Origin of the sequence: Bacillus cereus, assembly GCF_002561295.1 — a bacterium.
GTDB classification, from domain to species: Bacteria; Bacillota; Bacilli; order Bacillales; family Bacillaceae_G; genus Bacillus_A; species Bacillus_A cereus_S.
This window is the reverse complement of record NZ_NTUG01000005.1, coordinates 213,725-233,555: the sequence shown is the minus strand read 5'-3', so window position 1 is coordinate 233,555 and position 19,831 is coordinate 213,725. Positions and strand designations below refer to the sequence as shown.

Genomic DNA, 19,831 nt, shown 5'->3' with positions numbered 1-19,831 from the left:
GTAATGGATTTGTGTCCAGTGCCATATCTTATTATAAAATAGAGCATGTCAAAGGAGACGGTTTCATGAAAATCATCCATGTTATATTTTATCATTTCCTTTTATGGAGTGGATTTTCTATTGTGTTATTCTTATCGAATGGTGATAAGCTTCATTATAAAGTGATGCTTTTTTTCGTGTTTCTTTACTTAGCATATGTAATCGCTTATGTTGTTCTTAGTGTAAGAAAGCAAGCGCTATTTCTTACTTGTGCAAATAGTATGTTCTTTTTAATAATATCTTGCTTTTTTAGAAATTAGCGTTTATAAAAGTACATTGTTCTCCCATTAAATAACCTTAATTTACCCTCTAGTTTCTTTGCTAAAAAACGGCAGAATTCATTTGCTTTTCCTTTATCCCCAAATGTAGCGGTAGAAGGCAATGAAACTTGAATAAAAGCCTGCTCGTTCTCTACTCCAACCCCTATATAAATAGAATTATATCGCTCATGGTTAGATTTTAGTTCAAGCGTAGTATCTGATGTATCAAGTATCTCGTACGGAAATGCAACGTTAGTATATGCATAGCTAACTTGCACACCGGTTTGGGAGGTAATTGTTTTATAATGACGAAAAATTTGTTTTACATCTTCTAATGAGACAGTTTGTTGTTTAGATTTAGGTACAAGTTTGATAAATGCATGTTGCATAAACAGTTCCTCCTGACATTATATATAGAACTATTTTAACACTGTTGTAAATTTTTTGACAATTAAAAAGGGTTCAATACTTGTTTTGTTTAATATATACAAGTAGAAAGTGTTGTGAAGAAAGGAGAGAGTAAATGTTTGAAAAATTGTACGATGAACATGAAAGTGTGAAAGTACGATTTCTGGGGTTTATGACACATGAGAATCGTTATGATTTTGGTGTTATTTATACAAATATGTTTTTTGGAAAACCACTTGTTGTCTGCATGCAAACAGGTCGAGCCACTTTACTAGGGCAAGACGATGTGGATAATATTCAACATTTACAACAAGTCTTTAAATTACAATCGGAGGAAGAAGCAGATGACTTAGCGCAGTTTTTTAAATTTCTTGTGCCGCCAACTTCCTTACATGCTGAATATGAAGAATAAATAAACAAAAACAGTCGTACTTATTAAGATATGACTGTTTTTTTGTATTATTGTCGCATACTAATTTTAAATTATTATTTTTAATGTGTTATACTAAAAACCTATTGACGTAAAAAGTATAACATATTAAAATAAAGACAGAAAGTTAAGCGGTTACAAAAAAGTTTTTGGGATTATAAACTTAGGGGGAAATGAAAAATGGGAACAATCGTATGTCAAGATTGTGAAAGTACAATTGCACACTTTGAGGATGAGAAAGTAACGGTACTTTACGGAAAATGTGGATCTTGCGGATGTGATCACAAGGAGCATACAAAGGCCCAATAATATATAGGAATCTTGCAACGGTAAAAAGTTTTTAGGACCATAAACTTAGGGGGAAATAAAAAATGGGAACAATCGTATGTCAAGTTTGTGAAGGAACAATTGCACACTTTGAAGATGAAAAGACAACAGTACTTTACGGGAAATGTGGAACTCATTGCGAGTGTAATCATAAGGAGCATACGAAAGCCTAGTAAACATATAGAACGTGTAAATATAAAAGGTTCAAATCATAATGTAAACTCAGGGGGAAATGAAAAATGGGAACAATCGTATGTCAAGTTTGTGAAGGAACAATTGCACATTTTGAAGATGAAAAGACAACAGTACTTTACGGGAAATGCGGAACTCATTGCGAGTGTAGTCACAAAGAGCATACAAAAGCATAATTATTAAAAAGCGCCTGCAATTGCGAGGCGCTTTTTTTAATGAATTGTAGTTGTGTGACCAACTGTTGCAACAATCGCGTCATCTCGAATGGGAACAAATTTGAATGTTGTTTGTAGGGTATTTGGAGAAGCATAGTGGCTCATGAGGCGGCTATCTATACGGGTAATAAAATCTGTTAAATATGCCGAGACAAAAGCATAGGGAATTCTTCGTTCATTTAATAGGTAAATAATTTGTTCTTTTGTTTTTACTCCGACACCATGACCGTAAAAAAAGGAATTTCCTAAATAAATGGCGTTTTCTCCTTGCCATTCAATCGAAGTTGGATTTACTTGTGGATTTTTAAAGTAAACAAGATCGCCGGGGACGATATCACCACCATTTTTTGTCACTAGTTTTAAGTCTTGATCATAATCCCATGTATATAGTAGAAGATTTGCGAATAAGCGATTAAATGTTTCATCATCATATAATGCTAAAAGTGCCTTGTAAAAAATAATAATCATGGCTGTTGCACATTCTGTTCCGTATTTCTTTCCATTTTTAAAAATATCTCGTATTGCGACAGAAGGTGATATATTTGGAAGTAGTTGAAATCCTCCCAGTGGTGTCCTTTGCCAAAATTCGGGATTACAATAGGACTCTTGGAATGTGCGGAATTGAAGTCCACTTTGAAAGAGTTCTAAAGAAGAGGTAATAATGTGAATTCGTAAATTTAAATCAAAACTGAGTTCCTCTGCTGTTCGGAATGTATATACTTCTTGATTTCCAGCCATAATGGCCAATATTTGTTGTTTCTCATTAGCGAACGGCTCGTTTTCACTTGTAATATAAGGATGGACAATAGAACGACCAATCACAATCATAGCTGTATCCCACCTATACGTTACATTCTTTAGTATCGTATGAGTGAAAGAAAAAATGGTGAAAAAAAGCCTATCAAATGATAGGCTTATATTCTTTAATAACGCGTAAAGTTTGTAATGTCATATCTTCAGGACCTTGTACTGGTAGGCCTGCTTCTAAGTTTTTATGAATGTAATCTAAGTTTTCTTGTGTAATAATTTCACCTGGAGTAAAGATAGGAATCCCTGGTGGATACACCATTACAAAATCAGCTATAATGCGGCCAGCAGCATTTTCAAATGGGATGACCTCTGTCTCTGAATAAAATGCATCTCGCGGAGAGAGGGCAAGTACAGGGATTTCTGGAATTTCAACTTGTACTTGAACACCTTTGTCAGCTCTATCTTTAAATGTAGTTGCTAGTTCTCGTAATGCTTCAATAAGAATATTAGTTTCTTCCTCTGTATCCCCTAATGTAATAAGGCAAAGAATGTTATATAAGTCAGAAAGCTCAACTTCAATATTATAATGTTCTCTCAACCATAATTCTGCTTCATGACCTGTAATACCCAAATCTTTGACAGATACGATTAGTTTTGTTGGGTCGTAGCTAAAAGTTGCATCCATACCTAACATTTCTTTACCAGGACAGTAGAGGTTTTCAATGTCATTTACAGTACTGCGAACATGTTCAGCTAACTGAATTGTTTTTGTAATCAATTCTTTTCCTTCAGTCGCAAGGCGTTTTCTTGCAACGTCTAAAGAAGCCATTAGAATATAGGAAGTTGATGTTGTTGTAAGCATGCTAATAATAGATTGGACATGTTTTACATTCACAAGGCCTTCTCTTACATTTAGAATAGAGCTTTGTGTTAATGAACCTCCAAGTTTATGAACACTTGTTGCTGCCATATCTGCACCAGCTTGCATCGCTGACATTGGTAATTCATCATGGAAATGAATATGAACGCCATGAGCTTCATCTACTAATACAGGCATGTCATAAGAATGAGCTAATTTTACAATTTGTTGTAAATCGGCAGCGAATCCAAAATACGTTGGGTTAATAACAAGTAGTCCTTTTGCATCTGAATGTTCCTCGAGTGCTTTTTTTACAGAGTGAATTGTAATCCCGTGTGAAATACCAAGATTCGGATCAATTTCAGGATGGATGAAAATTGGTTTTGCACCTGAGAAAATAATGGCTGACATTACAGATTTATGAACGTTTCGTGGTACAAGAATTTTATCTCCTGGGCCACAAACGCTCATCACCATTGTCATAATTGCACCACTTGTACCTTGAACAGAAAAGAAAGTATGATCTGCACCGAACGCACTTGCTGCTAAGTCTTGTGCTTCTTTAATCATACCCTTTGGATGATGTAAATCATCGAGCGGCGCAATATTAATTAAATCAATTGCTAATGCATTATGCCCAATAAATTCGCGAAATGTAGGATCCATCCCTTGTCCTTTTTTATGACCTGGGATATGGAATTGAATTGGATTTCGCTTACTGTGCTCTACTAAAGCGGTAAACAATGGTGTTTTGTATTGGGACAATCTATACACCCCTTCTTCTTTATAATATTTATTTTGATTTGTTTTATGTGTATCTTGTTCAACAAGAAAGTTATCTCCCCTTCTATAGTTATATAACAGTCTAGAAGAACTCGATTTGCTTACTTACCATTCAAAAATTGTTTCATGGAAGCTTCACTTTATTTTCAATAAAACAAAAGCATTATATCACCAATGAATATATATGTATAGGGGAAAATATTACTTTTAGCTTATGCGTAATAAGTAGTAAGTTTACCATGTTGTTTTTGGTATGGCAGAAGATCATTTCCATCATAAAAGAGAAATAGTGTATAATGCAAAGTGGCCGTAGTGAAGAAGAATGAAAGGTGTATTTTTTAGGTAGCATAATGATCAAAAATAAAGGTGAATGAGGTGTACATATGGAATATCAATACCCACTTGATTACGATTGGTCAAATGATGAAATGGTAGCAGTCGTGACGTTTTATGAGGCAATTGAAAAGGTGTATGAGAAAGGTATCATGAGAGATGAACTGATGGGACTATATCGTCGCTTTAAAGAAATTGTGCCGTCGAAAGCGGAAGAAAAGAAAATTGATAAAGAATTTCAAGAAGTAAGTGGTTACTCAATATATCGGGCAATTCAAAGAGCGAAAGAAGTAGAAGAACAAAAGATCGTTAAAATGTAAAAATATTTTGAAAAATAAAATTCAAGGTGCTATAATGGGATAACAACTTAAAACGGACAATATATATTGTCCGTTTTCTACTATCGATTGCACATTTTATATAAAGGAAGGAGTGAGTTCATTGTAGTTGTGATTTTCGTAAGAAATTGTTCGTTAGTAAGTGTTGAAAACTCTTCTGGTGTAATGTGAATACCAGCTAGTAACTCTGCTTTTTTTATAGTTGCTAAGCGTTCAATCATTTTTTGTAAATCAGTTATCTCAAGTGAGTTATGTAGTTTTACAGCTGGTTTAGTATGGTCAATGGACCAAACGAAGTCATTTGGTATATTTGTTTTTAAATCATTTAAATGTTCTAAGAAGGCATGAGCCGCTTCCACTTTCTGTGGACATTCATAGATTAAACCAAAGTATATGAAAGCATGGGTGCCCCATAAACCAATTTGAAAATGTGGCAGCATTTTATATCCGCGTTTATTTGTTGAAAAAGCAACCCAAGTATCGTTTGGTGGATTGACTTTACGTCTTGCATGTTTCGCAACATGATAGAAAAAAGTTTCCCCAGTTTGTTCTGATAAATAATGTGAAAATTGCTCACCTAGAGCCTCTAATTTAGGGTGAATATTCGTTTTAATAGCATTCATTCGTTCTTCGAGACCATCAACTGTAAAGACAGCAAAATCAGTTGATTTAAATGTTTGTAATGTCATGATCGTTCCTCCAACTCCTAGTTTGTTTTTAATTTTAGCATAGCTTGTACGAATCATAAAAAAAACAGTACAAAAAAATTTCAGTAAAAAAATATAATTTTGTTGCATAGATGATTTCTCCAACATAATATAGTATAAAACAAAAAATCAGAAAATTAAGTCAATTTTAGTCCGAGGGCAGACGAATATTGGGAGGAGGCAATAAAAATGAGACAGGTGATCAACGCGTTAAAGAGAACAGATGCTGAGAAAAGAATTCCGGTGCTAAGATTAGAGTTAGATTATGAATTAGCAACGCTATATGATGCAATGATGGAAAATGATAACCAGAAAAAAGAAGAGTGCGTGCAAAAATTAGAAGTACTAAGACTTGAAATGATCCGTTTAGAGGCGTAATAATAGTATATGTATAAAAATTAAGTTGGTGCGAACCTTATAAAGGGTTCGTTTTTTCTGTGAACAGTAAAGATCGGAGTGTTTAAACATGCAAGAGGTATGGAAAGAAATCGATACAAATGCGAAGCAGTGGATTCGAGAGGCTGGTGAGCGTTTAATGGCATCATTGCAAAAGACACTTACCATAGAGACAAAATCAAATGCAGCTGATTTAGTAACGAATATGGATCGAGAAATAGAGCAGTTTTTGATTGGGAAAATTAAAAAAACATTCCCAGGTCATTATATTTTAGGAGAAGAAGGGTATGGAGATGAACTTGCTTCTTCTGATGGAGTTGTTTGGTTAATTGATCCGATTGATGGTACGATGAATTTTGTGCACCAAAAAAGAAATTTTGCCATTTCAATCGGCATTTATGAGAATGGTATCGGAAGAATTGGCCTTATCTATGATCCAGTTCACGATGAACTGTATCATGCTGTAAAAGGAGAAGGAGCTTTTTGTAACGGTGTATCCATTCCTTCTTTAGAGAAGAGTGCGATAGAGAATGGAGTAATTGCTTTAAATGCAACTTGGCTCACTGATAACCCATTACTTAATATGGAGAAAATGATGCAACTTGTAAAATTGGCAAGGGGAACACGTTCATACGGATGTGCGGCATTAGAAATGGTTTATGTTGCAACGGGAAGATTAGATGCCTACGTGACACCTCGATTATCTCCTTGGGATTTTGGTGGGGGAATGATTATTGTAGAAGAAGTCGGTGGTAAGGTAACGACGTTTGGCGGTGCTACACTTTCTATTGTGGAGAAGAGCAGTGTATTAGTTGCAAAGCCTGGAGTATATGAAGAGTTGTTACAATACGTATCACAGTAACAAAAAAAGTAAGAGGCCCAAGACGTAGCTTCTTACTTTTTCATGTTACTGTGATTTGCGCATTTTTCGTTTTGTTATAAATCCATATCCGACCGTAACAAATGTACCAATAATGCAAATAATAATACCGATGGGACTATTTTCAGCAATCATAATGCCAATGCCAATTAAGAAAATAACACCGATAATAGCTGTTAATAAAAAGCGATATTGAATGTGTTCCATTTCTTCACCCTCCAATTTCATTTTACTTTCACAAAAGTAAGAATACAACTATATTTTCATTCTTGATTTTATTTTAATTGCCATTGTATCCCTTCGCTCTTATAATAGAGAAGGATTAAAAAGACACTAGGAGTTGGACATGTTGAAAAAACGACAAGATTTACGTAATATAGCAATTATTGCCCACGTTGACCATGGTAAAACGACACTTGTTGACCAATTATTACGTCAAGCGGGGACGTTCCGTGCAAATGAGCATGTAGAAGAGCGTGCAATGGATTCGAACGATTTAGAAAGAGAACGCGGTATTACTATTTTAGCAAAAAATACAGCGATTCATTACGAAGATAAACGAATTAACATTTTAGATACACCAGGACACGCGGACTTCGGTGGTGAAGTAGAGCGTATTATGAAAATGGTTGATGGTGTTTTACTTGTTGTTGATGCATATGAAGGTTGTATGCCACAAACACGATTTGTTTTAAAGAAAGCTCTTGAGCAAAACTTAACTCCAATCGTTGTAGTAAACAAAATTGACCGTGACTTTGCTCGCCCGGATGAAGTAGTTGATGAAGTAATCGACTTATTCATTGAGCTTGGTGCAAGCGAAGATCAGTTAGAGTTCCCAGTTGTATTCGCATCAGCAATGAACGGAACAGCAAGCTTAGATTCAAACCCAGCAAATCAAGAAGAGAATATGAAATCATTGTTTGACACAATTATTGAACATATTCCAGCACCAATTGATAATAGCGAAGAGCCACTTCAATTCCAAGTAGCACTTCTTGATTATAACGACTACGTTGGTCGTATTGGAGTTGGTCGTGTATTCCGCGGTACAATGAAAGTCGGACAACAAGTTGCATTAATGAAAGTTGACGGAAGTGTAAAACAATTCCGCGTAACGAAATTATTTGGTTACATGGGCTTAAAACGTCAAGAAATTGAAGAAGCGAAAGCTGGAGACTTAGTAGCTGTTTCTGGTATGGAAGACATTAACGTTGGTGAAACAGTATGTCCAGTTGAACATCAAGATGCTTTACCATTACTACGTATTGATGAGCCAACATTACAAATGACATTCCTTGTAAATAACAGTCCATTTGCAGGTCGTGAAGGTAAATACATTACATCTCGTAAAATTGAAGAGCGTCTTCGTTCACAATTAGAAACAGATGTAAGTTTACGTGTAGATAATACAGAGTCTCCTGATGCATGGATCGTATCTGGACGTGGAGAGTTACATTTATCTATCTTAATTGAAAATATGCGTCGTGAAGGTTATGAACTACAAGTATCTAAGCCTGAAGTAATTATTAAAGATGTTGATGGCGTAAGATGTGAGCCTGTAGAGCGTGTACAAATCGATGTACCTGAAGAATACACTGGTTCTATTATGGAATCAATGGGTGCACGTAAAGGTGAAATGTTAGATATGGTGAATAATGGAAATGGTCAAGTTCGCCTTACTTTCATGGTTCCAGCACGTGGTCTAATTGGTTACACAACAGAATTCTTAACATTAACTCGTGGGTATGGTATTTTAAACCATACATTCGATTGCTACCAACCAGTGCATGCTGGACAAGTTGGTGGACGTCGCCAAGGTGTTCTTGTTTCACTTGAAACAGGAAAAGCATCACAATATGGTATTATGCAAGTTGAAGATCGCGGTGTAATCTTCGTTGAACCAGGTACAGAAGTATATGCTGGTATGATTGTTGGGGAACATACACGTGAGAATGATTTAACGGTTAACGTTGTAAAAATGAAACAACAAACTAACATTCGTTCTGCGACAAAAGATCAAACATCAACAATGAAAAAACCACGCATTATGACTTTAGAAGAGTCATTAGAATACTTAAATGACGATGAGTACTGTGAAGTAACACCAGAATCAATTCGTCTTCGTAAAAAGATTCTTGATAAGAGCGAACGTGAAAGAGCTGCTAAGAAAAAGAAATCTGTAGAAGCATAAAAATGAGGAAGCTGCCTTTTTATAAAAGGCAGCTTTTTTTATTTAAATATTTTTAGAAAATTCCCTTATTTATCTAGACAGTATTTTTTCTGCAAGGTACTCTTATAGTAGGTAACATAGAATCTGAAAATGAAGAAGTAAGGTACTACTAGTTAGTGAAAAGTATTCATATGAATTTTTTAGATAGGGGGGAAGTATAGTGGTAGAGAGAATGTCATTTTTCGCAAAGTTATACAATGTAGAAACGAACCCAGAAATAGGTATGTGGTTACTTTATGGTACGATGATTATTTTGAGTGTGCTTGTATATAATTTAGGTTTTGCAAGGAAGTTATCGTTATTACAAAATGTTGTGATCTATGTAGTATTAGCAATTGGGTGTACAGTTCTAACTTTTTTTGCGGTATTTTTACCAGTGGGAGAGGGCCTTGTTGTGGCGGCAGCTGTGCTCGGTATTTATAGATTACGTTTACATCAAGCACGGAAACAGAGAGTGAATTAGGGGGGATGTTTCATGCGTTCTGTACAAGATGTATTATATAATTGGTTAACGATTAAAACAGTTGCGGAAGCACGTCCGCATGATGAAGCTGCACAAGAAACTTATATACTGTTCCATAGTATGTTACATGAAGATCATCAATTAAGAGAGGTAACGGTAGAAAAGAAAGAAGATATGTATTTGGTTACGTATGAACAAGAAGGGGAAAAACATGCTGCAAGATTTCTAGTAGAGCTTATAGATTGTTTTTTAGATCAAATGAAACGAGAGCCGGAGAAATATAAATAAGTCCTTATCTGAATAAACAAGGACTTATTTGATCGTTTACCACTCATCTTCTATTGTTTTATCACGATATAAGTGGAATTTTCCGGTTGCATGGCGTTCCATTGTACGTTCTGCAATACGTTCTGTGCATTCCATGCACATATATGTATGAATAGGACGGTTACGAAGCCTTTTGGCCATAGGGTTTTCGTCATCTAACTCTTCTTTTTTATCACAAAGCATGCATTTGACTCTCATCTCGTCACCTCAATACAAATTCTATCAAAATAAGTATATCATGTAAATTTGATATTTTTGAACTATAGAGGGAAAAAATAATATTTTCGCAATTCGAAAAATAGGTTATCATTAAGGTAAATAAAATTTTGGAGGTGGAAATATGGCAAATGTAGTAGAACCTACATTGACAGATTCTTTAGTTCAATCTTTACGTGAAGGACATATTGTTACAATTGCAACAATTGATTTTGAAAAGGCTGTTCCAAATGTAAGTGCTATTTCATGGGTATATGCAATGAATGAGACGAGTATACGATTTGCGGTCGATCAGCGCTCTCGCATTGTGGAAAATCTACGCCATCAGTCAGGAATTGTACTTACTGTCATGGCAAATGAATCTGTATTTTCCATTAGCGGTGAAGCAAAGATTTTGAAGGAGAGATTGGACGGAATTCCTCTTAAGTTAACTGCAGTTGAAGTATCTGTTCAAGAAGTACGTGATGTCATGTTTTATGGTGCTAAGCTTGCTTCGGAACCAACATATGAAAAAACATACGATCTTCGTGCTGCTGAAAAACTGGATAACCAAGTTTTAACAGCAATGAAAGAATTATAGAAATGGATGAACGCGAGGATTTTCATCCTTTTTTGTTCTTTCTGGTAAAATAAATAGCTTTTGATACATGTTAGAATATACATGTCGCAGAAAGAATACGATACCTAGTTATCAATATGAAAAAATGACGAAGAAAAATTTTAATTTCTATGCATTTCGATTCTACCTCGTTAATACATTACATATAATTATAACAATGGTTCGTCCATATCATGATCATGGATGAAACCCTTGTTCTACAAATTTAAAAGTGGAGTCAGGGGGTAACAGGTTGGATAAAATTTATGTGTTAGATACGAATGTACTTCTGCAGGATCCTTTATCTATTTTTTCTTTTGAAACAAATGAAGTAGTAATTCCAGCAGTTGTATTAGAAGAGGTTGATTCGAAAAAACGTTACATGGATGAAGTTGGACGAAATGCTCGTTATGTATCTAAATTGATAGATAAATTTCGCGAACTAGGAAAGCTGCATGAGAGTATTCCTCTTGAAAATGGGGGGACATTTCGTATTGAATTAAATCATCGTTCATTTGTTCAACTACAAGATATTTTTGTTGAAAAAACAAACGATAATCGTATTTTAGCTGTAGCAAAAAATCTATTTTTAGAAGAGCAGGAGAAAGAGAGTGGAAAGTCAGTTATTTTAGTCAGTAAGGATGTACTTGTAAGGGTAAAGGCAGATGCCCTTGGTTTACAAGCTGAAGATTATTTGAGCGATCGTGTAATTGAAGTGGACAATATATATGCGGGGTTTTTAGAAGGCTACATATCAACGGAACAGTTAAATTATTTTTATGAAAAAGGAGAACTACCTTTATCGGAGATCGCAAATCATCCATTCTATCCAAATCAGTTTATTGTAATGAAAGATGCACTGGGGGGTTCTAGCTCTGCAATTGGAGTTGTAGATTTTTCAGGAAAAAAAGTGAAGAAACTTATTTTTCATAATGAGCAGGTTTGGGGCATACGTCCGCGGAATGTACAGCAAATTATGGGATTGGAATTATTGCTTCGTGAAGATATTCCACTCGTAACATTGACAGGTAAAGCGGGAACTGGTAAGACTTTACTTGCTTTAGCTGCTGGGCTTATGCAAACGGAGGATTTAGGTTTGTACAAAAAACTCCTTGTTGCCCGGCCGATTGTTCCAGTTGGAAAGGATATCGGTTATTTACCAGGAGAAAAAGAGGAAAAGTTAAGACCGTGGATGCAGCCGATTTTTGACAACCTTGAGTATTTATTTAATACAAAAAAACCAGGGGAATTAGATGCGATTTTAGCGGGAATGGGTTCAATTGAAGTAGAGGCACTTACTTATATAAGAGGACGAAGTATTCCAGATCAATTTATTATTATTGATGAGGCACAGAATTTAACGAAACATGAAGTGAAGACAATATTAACAAGGGTCGGAGAAAAGAGTAAAATTGTATTAATGGGAGATCCCCAACAAATTGATCATCCTTATTTAGATGAATATAATAATGGCTTAACGTATGTTGTAGAGAAATTTAAAGAGCAAAAAATTAGTGGACATGTAAAGTTTGTAAAAGGAGAGCGTTCAAACTTAGCACAACTAGCAGCCGATTTATTGTAAATAATCACTGGAGCCTTCATCCTCCGCTAATTATTAGTCTGCACCGAGCGAGCGGATCCTTTGTTTTTACTGAACTTTTGTGTGGGGTTACTTCGTTAATACGTGATAAAAAGGAGCAGGACAAAGCCCTGCTCCTTTTTAAATAATTGTAAACTTACGGATGTTTCGAATAGGATTGTTTATATTGGAACCATTACCGAAATAAAGGTGGACAGGTCCGTCTTCTCGCAATGGTTTTCCATCTTTTGAAAATCCAAGAATAACTTCGTTTGCTTCTTCTAATGAAAGACTGATGATATCATGGAGTGTATGAATTTCAACATGTGTCGCTTCAGCTTTCATTTCAGCATTTTTTAAAAAGGGATGAAGTGGTATACCAAATGTTCCTGTGATGAGCTGTTCTTTTTTGAACTTTTTTACACTTTGTTGAATAGGTGGGAAAGCAGCACCATCACGGATTTCGCGATCCCAATGCTCAGAAGTATGCTTGAGATATTCTTCTAATTCTGATAGTTTTTCTTTCGTTTCGGTGAAATAAGTTGTTAAATCTACTTTTCGATCATCAAAAATCCAAACGCTCGGATCAAGTGTGATTGGAAAGCGAACTTTTCCGTTTATAAATAAAATTTCACTCATTGTTGTTCCCCCATTTGTATTATACTCCCACTTTTCAGTATAATAGTATTAGACACGATTGTCACAAAAAATGTTTCTATTGCAATTTATGAAAACTATCGCTAATATTAATAGATAGGATAGGAGAGTAGGACGGAAACGGAGGGAATCAATTTGGCGTCTGAGACAGTAACAAATCATCAGGAAAAGGCACTTGCCCTTCTACAAGCGGATGCGGAGAAGATTTTAAGACTTATTAAGGTGCAAATGGACCACCTTACGATGCCGCAATGTCCATTATATGAAGAAGTGCTTGATACACAAATGTTTGGACTATCCCGTGAAGTTGACTTTGCGGTTCGTCTTGGTCTTATTGCAGAAGAGCAAGGGAAAGACATGCTAGGAGAGCTTGAACGGGAATTATCAGCGCTTCATGAGGCATTTACAAACAAACAACAATAAAGGGTTCAAATAAGGGGGCTCAAACTGGCTAAGTTTGAGCTTTTTATTTGTATAATAAAGCAGGAAGAATTCCAATACATATGGAATACAACAATTAAACTGAAAACAGAAAGAGGATATTGAATGAAAAAAGTATGGAAGTCAATGGATTATTCATTATTGCTTCCTCTTGTTATTTTATGTGTACTGGGAGTTATAATGGTATATAGTGCTAGCTCAATTTTAGCTATTACAAAGTATGCTAAACTGAATTTGCCGAGTGATTACTTTTTTCGTAAGCAATTATTAGCATTAAGTATAGGTACAGTATTGGGATTAGGAGTAATCGCTGTAGTCCCATACCAGTTTTGGAGAAAAAGAATTGTTTTATTACTAATGATGCTAGGAAGTATTGGATTGTTATCGTTAGCCTTACTGCTTGGTACGGAAGCAAATGGTGCACAAGCTTGGGTATTTGGTATACAGCCGGCTGAATTCGTTAAAATAGCTATCATTATCATACTTGCGCGTTTCTTTGCAAGAAGACAAGAAACGGATACGTCAGTATGGAAAGGATCAGCAGGTACAATTTTGTTTATAGGATTAATCATATTTTTAATCCTAAAACAAAATGATTTGGGGACAGTTCTGTTAATCATCGGCGTTGTTGGAATTATGTTCCTTTGCTCAGGTATTCCGATTAACAAGTGGATAAAGCGTATTTTATTAAGTGCAATTATATGGGTTCCGCTTTTGTATTTAGTTGGTAACTTTGCATTGAAGCCTTATCAAAAAGCACGTTTTTCAGCGTTTTTGAATCCATTTGAAGATCCGCAAGGTGATGGGTTCCAATTGATAAATTCTTTTATTGGTATTGCTTCGGGTGAATTAAACGGAAGAGGCCTTGGGAATAGTATACAAAAATATGGATATCTACCGGAGCCTCATACAGATTTTATTATGGCAATTATATCGGAAGAGCTTGGTTTTATTGGAGTAGCGATTGTTTTAATTAGCTTGTTGCTTATTATTATTCGTTCACTTCGAATTGCTCAAAAGTGTAAAGATCCATTTGGAAGTTTAATTGCTATAGGTATTGCTAGTATGCTTGGCGTGCAGACGTTTGTTAATATCGCTGGTATGTCTGGGCTAATGCCTCTTACTGGCGTGCCTTTGCCGTTTGTCAGTTATGGTGGCAGTTCTTTAATGGCGAACCTATTTGCAATGGGAATATTATTGAATGTAGGTAGTTATGTGAAGCGACAAGAGAAACAAAAAGAAAAACAACAAATAGTGAAAAAAGAACAAGGTGAGCCACATCTTGTTCTTGTGAAATGAAAAAGGCTTTGTGTGTCATGCACAAAGTCTTTTTTTATTTATGATATTTTCAATAGGTTATACTTTGCGAGGGTGAAATAACAATAGTATATCATATTTATTTTAATGTGATATACAATAAGACTATCAGAAAAAGAATAGTTGTGCTATACTGTTTTTGTGAAACAAATTGATCAGAAAACTTATCATTTGTTGAAAAATAAGGTATGATGAATAAAAATAAAGTGAAGCTTTCCAAGTATAATTTAGAAAAGAAAGTGAAGAACTTCACGCTCTTTAGAGCGTGTACTTATTTAATCTCTAGAGTGGCAGGAAAGTAGAGGGGGAAAATCATGACAAAGCTGCAACGTATTCAAAAAGTATTAGTAGCTAACCGTGGAGAAATTGCAATTCGTGTATTCAGAGCTTGTTCAGAACTTGGATTAAACACAGTTGCAATTTACTCAAAAGAGGATAGCGGTTCTTACCATCGCTATAAAGCAGATGAATCTTATTTAGTGGGAGAAGGCAAAAAGCCAATCGATGCTTACCTTGATATTGAAGGTATTATTGAGATTGCGAAAAGCAATCATGTGGATGCAATTCACCCAGGATATGGTTTCTTGTCAGAAAATATTCAATTTGCTAGACGCTGTGAAGAAGAAGGGATTATCTTTATCGGACCAAAAAGTAAGCATTTAGATATGTTTGGAGATAAAGTAAAAGCAAGAACGCAAGCGCAATTAGCTAATATTCCGGTTATTCCTGGTAGTGATGGACCTGTTAACTCAATAGAAGAAGTTGAAGAATTTGCTGAAAAGTATGATTACCCGATAATTATTAAAGCATCACTTGGTGGTGGTGGCCGTGGTATGCGTATCGTACGTAACGGTGATGAATTACAAGAATCTTATGATCGTGCAAAATCAGAAGCGAAAGCAGCTTTTGGTAACGATGAAGTGTATGTTGAAAAATTCGTTGAAAAACCTAAACATATAGAAGTCCAAATATTAGCCGATGAAGAAGGAAATGTTGTGCATTTATATGAGCGTGACTGCTCTGTACAACGTCGTCATCAAAAAGTAGTTGAAATTGCACCAAGTGTATCGCTCCCAGATGAACTTCGTCATCGTATTTGTGAAGCAGCAGTACAGTTAACGAAAAATGTTAACTACTTAAATGCTGGTACAGTTGAATTCCTTGTAAAAGGTAATGATTTTTATTTCATTGAAGTAAATCCACGTGTTCAAGTAGAACATACTATTACAGAAATGATTACAGGAATTGACATTGTACAGTCTCAAATTTTAATTGCTGATGGACACTCTTTACATAGTTCAACAGTGAGTGTACCAAAACAAGAAGACGTCGTTGTGCATGGATATGCAATCCAATCTCGTGTAACAACAGAAGATCCGCTTAATAACTTTATGCCTGATACAGGTAAAATTATGGCGTATCGTTCAGGTGGTGGTTTTGGCGTTCGTCTTGACACAGGTAACAGCTTCCAAGGTGCGGTTATTACACCATACTATGATTCTTTACTTGTAAAAGTAACAACTTGGGCACTTACATTTGAACAAGCAGCGGCGAAAATGGAGCGTAACTTAAAAGAATTCCGTATTCGTGGTATTAAAACAAATATCCCATTCTTAGAGAATGTGGTAAAACATAAGAACTTCTTGTCCGGAGAATATGATACATCATTTATTGATGCATCACCTGAACTGTTTGTATTCCCAAAACGTAAAGACCGTGGAACAAAGATGTTAAGTTACGTAGGTACAGTAACAGTCAATGGTTTCCCGGGTGTAGGAAAGAAAGAAAAACCGATTTTCTCGGATGCACGTATACCGAATGTGAAGCATTCTGAACCAATTCAAAATGGAACGAAACAAATTTTAGACGAACGCGGTGCAGATGGATTAGTAAAATGGGTACAAGATCAAAAACGTGTGCTATTAACGGATACTACATTCCGTGATGCACATCAATCATTACTTGCAACACGTATCCGTACAAAAGATTTAAAGCAAATTGCTGAACCGACAGCTAGAATGTTACCAAACTTATTTTCAGCGGAAATGTGGGGCGGTGCAACGTTTGATGTTGCATACCGTTTCTTAAAAGAAGATCCATGGGAACGCCTATTAGAACTTCGTGAAACAATGCCGAATGTTTTATTCCAAATGCTTCTTCGTTCATCGAATGCAGTTGGTTATAAAAACTATCCAGATAATTTAATTCAAAAATTTGTAGAATGTTCAGCGCAAGCTGGTATCGATGTATTCCGTATTTTTGATAGCTTAAACTGGGTGGAAGGTATGAGAGTTGCTATTGATGCTGTAAGAGAGAGTGGCAAGATTGCAGAGGCAACAATGTGTTATACAGGGGATATCCATGACCCAATGCGTAGTAAATATGACTTGAATTATTATAAAAACTTAGCGAAAGAATTGGAAGCATCAGGAGCGCATATTCTAGGTATTAAAGATATGGCGGGATTATTAAAACCGAATGCAGCTTATGATTTAGTTTCTGCTTTAAAAGAAACGGTATCGATTCCGATTCATCTTCATACGCACGATACAAGTGGAAATGGTGTGTTAACGTATACGAAAGCAATTGAAGCAGGTGTAGACATTGTCGATGTAGCTGTAAGCTCAATGGCCGGTCTGACATCGCAACCAAGTGCAAATACGTTATATTATGCGCTAGGTGGACAAGAAAGACAGCCAGATGTGAATGTGGATGCATTAGAAAAACTGTCACATTACTGGGAAGATGTCCGTAAATATTATGCGCCATTTGAAAGTGGCATGAATGCACCTCATACTGAAGTATATATGCATGAAATGCCAGGTGGTCAATATAGTAACTTACAACAACAAGCGAAAGCAGTTGGTTTAGGAGACCGATTTGATGAAGTGAAAGTGATGTATCGCCGTGTAAATGATATGTTTGGGGATATTGTAAAAGTAACACCTTCATCAAAAGTTGTTGGTGATATGGCATTATTTATGGTACAAAATCATCTTACAGAACAAGACATTTTTGAGCGTGGTCATTCTCTAGATTTCCCAGGTTCTGTTGTAGAAATGTTCTCTGGAGATCTTGGACAGCCTTATGGCGGTTTCCCGAAAGAATTACAAAAAATCATTTTAAAAGGGAAAGAACCATTAACAGTAAGGCCGGGAGAATTATTAGAACCAGTTGATTTTGACGCGTTAAAAGAAGAGTTATTCCATAAGCTTGGACGCGAAGTAACGATTTTTGATGTCGTTGCATATGCACTGTATCCAAAAGTATTTATGGATTATCAAAAGGTAACTGGACTTTATGGAAATGTATCTGTACTTGATACACCAACATTCTTCTATGGTATGAGACTGGGTGAAGAAATTGGTGTGGAAATTGAACGTGGTAAAACATTAATGGTTAAATTAGTGTCAATTGGTGAACCACAACCAGATGGAACGCGTGTGCTTTACTTTGAATTTAATGGGCAACCACGTGAAATTGTTGTGAAAGATGAAAATATTAAAGCAACAGTTGCACAACGCGTGAAAGGAAACCGTGAGAATCCAAATCATATTAGTGCAACAATGCCAGGGACGGTTATTAAAGTCGTTGTAAACGAAGGCGATGAAGTGAAAAAAGGTGATTCCATGGCAATTACAGAAGCGATGAAAATGGAAACAACGGTTCAGGCGCCATTCAATGGGAAAGTAAAGAAAGTATATGTAAAAGATGGCGATGCGATTCAAACGGGAGATTTGCTGATTGAATTAGAGCAATAAACATAAAGAAAAGAGCTACTCAAAAGTAGCTCTTTTCTTTATATAAAAATAACAATTTGTCACAATGGTAATGTATTAAAATGATTGTTTATTTTGCGTTGTAGTGGATTGTTGGGCCTTTTTTTCATTTGCTGTGCTTCGTGTACCCAACATAACTAAATAGCATAGTACAGCAAAGAGGCAAGATATAAAGAGCGAATGTAACAATGCCATTGCTAAACTTGCATTTGTATAAACGACTAAAATACCAACAATTGCTTGAAGTGTAACAAGAATAAACGAAATAGTCCATCCCCAATATATTACTCGTTGCTGTTTGTAGTGGCGAATAGCAAGAATCATCGCATATAGAATCCAAGCGAATATTAACATTGCGGCAACCCTATGCCCCATCTGTACCCATTCATGCCACTGAATAGGCAATGGTCTACTTTTGCTACAAAGCGGGAAGTCTGGACAAGCCAAACTAGCACGCTCATGACGTACTAAAGCCCCTGTATAGACAACAATATAGCAGTAAATTGTTACGCCATAAATATGAAATTTCATTTTTTTGTCCATGATGAGGGACCGTGCATCAAATTTTTTGTCAATCTCAAAAATAAGACATGCTAGCAAAATAACAGAAGCAAATGAAATTAAGGAGATACCAAAATGAATAGCAAGTACAGCGGGTACTTGTCCCCATACAACTGCTGCTGCTCCCATTAATGCCTGTGCAACTAAAAATACAAAGGATAAAATAGCAAGCGTTTTTGTTTCACGTACATGCTTATAATATTTCCATGATAGTATACAAAGAAGTGTGACGAGAATTCCAGCAGATCCTGATGTTAAACGATGACTTAGTTCAATAATCGTTTCCATTGATAAATTTGAAGGAACGAGTTCACCATTACAAAGAGGCCATGATTTACCGCAACCTTGTCCTGAACCTGTTTTTGTAACTAAAGCCCCTCCTAATAAAACAAATAATAGGTCGAGACTTGTAATGACTGCTAACCATTTAATAAAACGTTGCAATCTTTTCACCATCTTTCTGTTATGAAGTTATTGCGAAATATTTTCATTCCATCAATTTTATAGAACAAAACGTGCTACAGTCCTATGATATATAAAAAATAATAAAATAGCAAAGGAATGGGAGGGTTGATAAAGTACTTGCAAAAAACAAAAAATGGAATGAAAAATACCTGTTTTAGGGGGAAATACTTCTATATATAAAAAGAAATAAGGAGAATATATACCAAATATGACAAAATAGTTTATTATAGAAGATAATCTCATGTTATGATAGGGAGTAATAGGAGAAACTTTTTTGCTGT

Annotated in this window: 24 protein-coding genes; 16 read left to right on the top strand and 8 right to left on the bottom strand. The window is 35.6% G+C overall.

Going from position 1 to position 19,831, the window contains the following annotated elements:
- Nucleotides 1–65 precede the first annotated feature (65 nt).
- Entirely contained in the window at nucleotides 66–299 is a 234-nt protein-coding gene (locus CN373_RS04620) for a hypothetical protein (protein WP_000691318.1), read from the top strand.
- On the opposite strand, the gene CN373_RS04615 is transcribed toward CN373_RS04620, so the two are convergent.
- Nucleotides 296–688, bottom strand: coding sequence for a DUF1885 family protein (locus CN373_RS04615; RefSeq protein WP_098358889.1), 393 nt, complete (start codon nucleotides 686–688; stop codon nucleotides 296–298). The two genes, CN373_RS04620 and CN373_RS04615, sit on opposite strands and share 4 nt — an antisense overlap.
- 134 nt (nucleotides 689–822) lie before the next feature.
- Here CN373_RS04615 and CN373_RS04610 point away from each other — a divergent pair, with 134 nt between their 5' ends.
- The 4 genes from CN373_RS04610 (at nucleotide 823) to CN373_RS04595 (ending at nucleotide 1,832) form a co-directional block, all read left to right on the top strand.
- Nucleotides 823–1,119, top strand: a complete 297-nt coding sequence (locus tag CN373_RS04610) for a DUF3055 domain-containing protein (RefSeq protein WP_000462041.1) — start codon at nucleotides 823–825, stop codon at nucleotides 1,117–1,119.
- A gap of 198 nt (nucleotides 1,120–1,317) precedes the next feature.
- Nucleotides 1,318–1,446, top strand: coding sequence for a GapA-binding peptide SR1P (locus CN373_RS04605; RefSeq protein WP_000536782.1), 129 nt, complete (start codon nucleotides 1,318–1,320; stop codon nucleotides 1,444–1,446).
- A 62-nt stretch (nucleotides 1,447–1,508) separates the two neighbouring features.
- Nucleotides 1,509–1,637 (top strand): GapA-binding peptide SR1P, encoded by a 129-nt coding sequence (locus tag CN373_RS04600; RefSeq protein ID WP_098358888.1) that lies wholly within the window; start codon nucleotides 1,509–1,511, stop codon nucleotides 1,635–1,637.
- Nucleotides 1,638–1,703: 66 nt separating this feature from the next.
- A complete protein-coding gene (locus tag CN373_RS04595; RefSeq protein WP_000536787.1) occupies nucleotides 1,704–1,832 on the top strand; it encodes a GapA-binding peptide SR1P in 129 nt (42 codons plus the stop codon).
- A gap of 36 nt (nucleotides 1,833–1,868) precedes the next feature.
- On the opposite strand, the gene CN373_RS04590 is transcribed toward CN373_RS04595, so the two are convergent.
- Nucleotides 1,869–2,699 carry a protein-glutamine gamma-glutamyltransferase gene (locus tag CN373_RS04590; RefSeq protein WP_000635355.1) on the bottom strand — a complete coding sequence of 277 codons (831 nt, stop codon included), beginning with the start codon at nucleotides 2,697–2,699 and terminating at the stop codon, nucleotides 1,869–1,871.
- Nucleotides 2,700–2,772: 73 nt separating this feature from the next.
- A complete protein-coding gene (locus tag CN373_RS04585; RefSeq protein WP_098358887.1) occupies nucleotides 2,773–4,254 on the bottom strand; it encodes an aminotransferase class I/II-fold pyridoxal phosphate-dependent enzyme in 1,482 nt (493 codons plus the stop codon).
- 392 nt (nucleotides 4,255–4,646) lie between these two features.
- Between CN373_RS04585 and CN373_RS04580 the strand changes: the two genes are divergently transcribed.
- Nucleotides 4,647–4,916 carry a UPF0223 family protein gene (locus tag CN373_RS04580; protein ID WP_098358886.1) on the top strand — a complete coding sequence of 90 codons (270 nt, stop codon included), beginning with the start codon at nucleotides 4,647–4,649 and terminating at the stop codon, nucleotides 4,914–4,916.
- 80 nt (nucleotides 4,917–4,996) lie between these two features.
- On the opposite strand, the gene CN373_RS04575 is transcribed toward CN373_RS04580, so the two are convergent.
- Nucleotides 4,997–5,623: a YktB family protein gene (locus CN373_RS04575; RefSeq protein WP_033664778.1), complete on the bottom strand. Its 627-nt coding sequence runs from the start codon at nucleotides 5,621–5,623 to the stop codon at nucleotides 4,997–4,999.
- Nucleotides 5,624–5,830: 207 nt separating this feature from the next.
- On the opposite strand from CN373_RS04575, the gene CN373_RS04570 reads away from it, so the two are divergent.
- Both CN373_RS04570 and CN373_RS04565 read left to right on the top strand, forming a co-directional pair.
- Entirely contained in the window at nucleotides 5,831–6,019 is a 189-nt protein-coding gene (locus tag CN373_RS04570) for a hypothetical protein (protein ID WP_001250169.1), read from the top strand.
- 88 nt (nucleotides 6,020–6,107) lie between these two features.
- Nucleotides 6,108–6,899 (top strand): inositol monophosphatase family protein, encoded by a 792-nt coding sequence (locus CN373_RS04565; protein WP_001158717.1) that lies wholly within the window; start codon nucleotides 6,108–6,110, stop codon nucleotides 6,897–6,899.
- A gap of 45 nt (nucleotides 6,900–6,944) precedes the next feature.
- Here the strand turns inward: CN373_RS04565 and CN373_RS04560 are convergent, their stop codons facing one another.
- Nucleotides 6,945–7,124, bottom strand: coding sequence for a DUF5325 family protein (locus tag CN373_RS04560; protein ID WP_000400124.1), 180 nt, complete (start codon nucleotides 7,122–7,124; stop codon nucleotides 6,945–6,947).
- A 139-nt stretch (nucleotides 7,125–7,263) separates the two neighbouring features.
- Between CN373_RS04560 and typA the strand changes: the two genes are divergently transcribed.
- The 3 genes from typA (at nucleotide 7,264) to CN373_RS04545 (ending at nucleotide 9,898) form a co-directional block, all read left to right on the top strand.
- Entirely contained in the window at nucleotides 7,264–9,108 is a 1,845-nt protein-coding gene (typA, locus tag CN373_RS04555; RefSeq protein WP_000914766.1) for a translational GTPase TypA, read from the top strand.
- Between the two features lie 199 nt (nucleotides 9,109–9,307).
- Nucleotides 9,308–9,610 (top strand): YlaH-like family protein, encoded by a 303-nt coding sequence (locus CN373_RS04550; protein ID WP_000230253.1) that lies wholly within the window; start codon nucleotides 9,308–9,310, stop codon nucleotides 9,608–9,610.
- Between the two features lie 12 nt (nucleotides 9,611–9,622).
- Nucleotides 9,623–9,898 (top strand): hypothetical protein, encoded by a 276-nt coding sequence (locus CN373_RS04545; protein ID WP_001258157.1) that lies wholly within the window; start codon nucleotides 9,623–9,625, stop codon nucleotides 9,896–9,898.
- Nucleotides 9,899–9,934: 36 nt separating this feature from the next.
- Here the strand turns inward: CN373_RS04545 and CN373_RS04540 are convergent, their stop codons facing one another.
- Entirely contained in the window at nucleotides 9,935–10,135 is a 201-nt protein-coding gene (locus tag CN373_RS04540; protein ID WP_026049164.1) for a YlaI family protein, read from the bottom strand.
- A 142-nt stretch (nucleotides 10,136–10,277) separates the two neighbouring features.
- On the opposite strand from CN373_RS04540, the gene CN373_RS04535 reads away from it, so the two are divergent.
- Nucleotides 10,278–10,733, top strand: coding sequence for a pyridoxamine 5'-phosphate oxidase family protein (locus tag CN373_RS04535; protein WP_000024591.1), 456 nt, complete (start codon nucleotides 10,278–10,280; stop codon nucleotides 10,731–10,733).
- 271 nt (nucleotides 10,734–11,004) lie between these two features.
- A complete protein-coding gene (locus tag CN373_RS04530) occupies nucleotides 11,005–12,333 on the top strand; it encodes a PhoH family protein (protein ID WP_000358086.1) in 1,329 nt (442 codons plus the stop codon).
- A gap of 138 nt (nucleotides 12,334–12,471) precedes the next feature.
- On the opposite strand, the gene CN373_RS04525 is transcribed toward CN373_RS04530, so the two are convergent.
- Complete coding sequence (locus CN373_RS04525; protein WP_001289818.1) at nucleotides 12,472–12,969, bottom strand: hypothetical protein; 498 nt, start codon at nucleotides 12,967–12,969, stop codon at nucleotides 12,472–12,474.
- Between the two features lie 153 nt (nucleotides 12,970–13,122).
- On the opposite strand from CN373_RS04525, the gene CN373_RS04520 reads away from it, so the two are divergent.
- From CN373_RS04520 to pyc, 3 genes are all read left to right on the top strand, one after another.
- Nucleotides 13,123–13,410 (top strand): YlaN family protein, encoded by a 288-nt coding sequence (locus CN373_RS04520; RefSeq protein WP_000135700.1) that lies wholly within the window; start codon nucleotides 13,123–13,125, stop codon nucleotides 13,408–13,410.
- 123 nt (nucleotides 13,411–13,533) lie between these two features.
- Nucleotides 13,534–14,727, top strand: coding sequence for an FtsW/RodA/SpoVE family cell cycle protein (locus CN373_RS04515; protein WP_000758398.1), 1,194 nt, complete (start codon nucleotides 13,534–13,536; stop codon nucleotides 14,725–14,727).
- Nucleotides 14,728–15,059: 332 nt separating this feature from the next.
- Nucleotides 15,060–18,506 (top strand): pyruvate carboxylase, encoded by a 3,447-nt coding sequence (gene pyc, locus CN373_RS04510; RefSeq protein ID WP_000164099.1) that lies wholly within the window; start codon nucleotides 15,060–15,062, stop codon nucleotides 18,504–18,506.
- 75 nt (nucleotides 18,507–18,581) lie between these two features.
- Here the strand turns inward: pyc and CN373_RS04505 are convergent, their stop codons facing one another.
- A complete protein-coding gene (locus CN373_RS04505) occupies nucleotides 18,582–19,529 on the bottom strand; it encodes a COX15/CtaA family protein (RefSeq protein ID WP_001188724.1) in 948 nt (315 codons plus the stop codon).
- Nucleotides 19,530–19,831: the final 302 nt, after the last annotated feature.

Bases quoted from the DNA above. Each gene is read 5' to 3' on its own strand.
- CN373_RS04620 (WP_000691318.1), top strand. From the start codon at position 66: ATGAAAATCATCCATGTTATATTTTATCATTTCCTTTTATGGAGTGGA.
- CN373_RS04615 (WP_098358889.1), bottom strand. From the start codon at position 688: ATGCAACATGCATTTATCAAACTTGTACCTAAATCTAAACAACAAACT.
- CN373_RS04610 (WP_000462041.1), top strand. From the start codon at position 823: ATGTTTGAAAAATTGTACGATGAACATGAAAGTGTGAAAGTACGATTT.
- CN373_RS04605 (WP_000536782.1), top strand. From the start codon at position 1,318: ATGGGAACAATCGTATGTCAAGATTGTGAAAGTACAATTGCACACTTT.
- CN373_RS04600 (WP_098358888.1), top strand. From the start codon at position 1,509: ATGGGAACAATCGTATGTCAAGTTTGTGAAGGAACAATTGCACACTTT.
- CN373_RS04595 (WP_000536787.1), top strand. From the start codon at position 1,704: ATGGGAACAATCGTATGTCAAGTTTGTGAAGGAACAATTGCACATTTT.
- CN373_RS04590 (WP_000635355.1), bottom strand. From the start codon at position 2,699: ATGATTGTGATTGGTCGTTCTATTGTCCATCCTTATATTACAAGTGAA.
- CN373_RS04580 (WP_098358886.1), top strand. From the start codon at position 4,647: ATGGAATATCAATACCCACTTGATTACGATTGGTCAAATGATGAAATG.
- CN373_RS04575 (WP_033664778.1), bottom strand. From the start codon at position 5,623: ATGACATTACAAACATTTAAATCAACTGATTTTGCTGTCTTTACAGTT.
- CN373_RS04570 (WP_001250169.1), top strand. From the start codon at position 5,831: ATGAGACAGGTGATCAACGCGTTAAAGAGAACAGATGCTGAGAAAAGA.
- CN373_RS04565 (WP_001158717.1), top strand. From the start codon at position 6,108: ATGCAAGAGGTATGGAAAGAAATCGATACAAATGCGAAGCAGTGGATT.
- CN373_RS04560 (WP_000400124.1), bottom strand. From the start codon at position 7,124: ATGGAACACATTCAATATCGCTTTTTATTAACAGCTATTATCGGTGTT.
- typA (WP_000914766.1), top strand. From the start codon at position 7,264: ATGTTGAAAAAACGACAAGATTTACGTAATATAGCAATTATTGCCCAC.
- CN373_RS04545 (WP_001258157.1), top strand. From the start codon at position 9,623: ATGCGTTCTGTACAAGATGTATTATATAATTGGTTAACGATTAAAACA.
- CN373_RS04540 (WP_026049164.1), bottom strand. From the start codon at position 10,135: ATGAGAGTCAAATGCATGCTTTGTGATAAAAAAGAAGAGTTAGATGAC.
- CN373_RS04535 (WP_000024591.1), top strand. From the start codon at position 10,278: ATGGCAAATGTAGTAGAACCTACATTGACAGATTCTTTAGTTCAATCT.
- CN373_RS04525 (WP_001289818.1), bottom strand. From the start codon at position 12,969: ATGAGTGAAATTTTATTTATAAACGGAAAAGTTCGCTTTCCAATCACA.
- CN373_RS04515 (WP_000758398.1), top strand. From the start codon at position 13,534: ATGAAAAAAGTATGGAAGTCAATGGATTATTCATTATTGCTTCCTCTT.
- pyc (WP_000164099.1), top strand. From the start codon at position 15,060: ATGACAAAGCTGCAACGTATTCAAAAAGTATTAGTAGCTAACCGTGGA.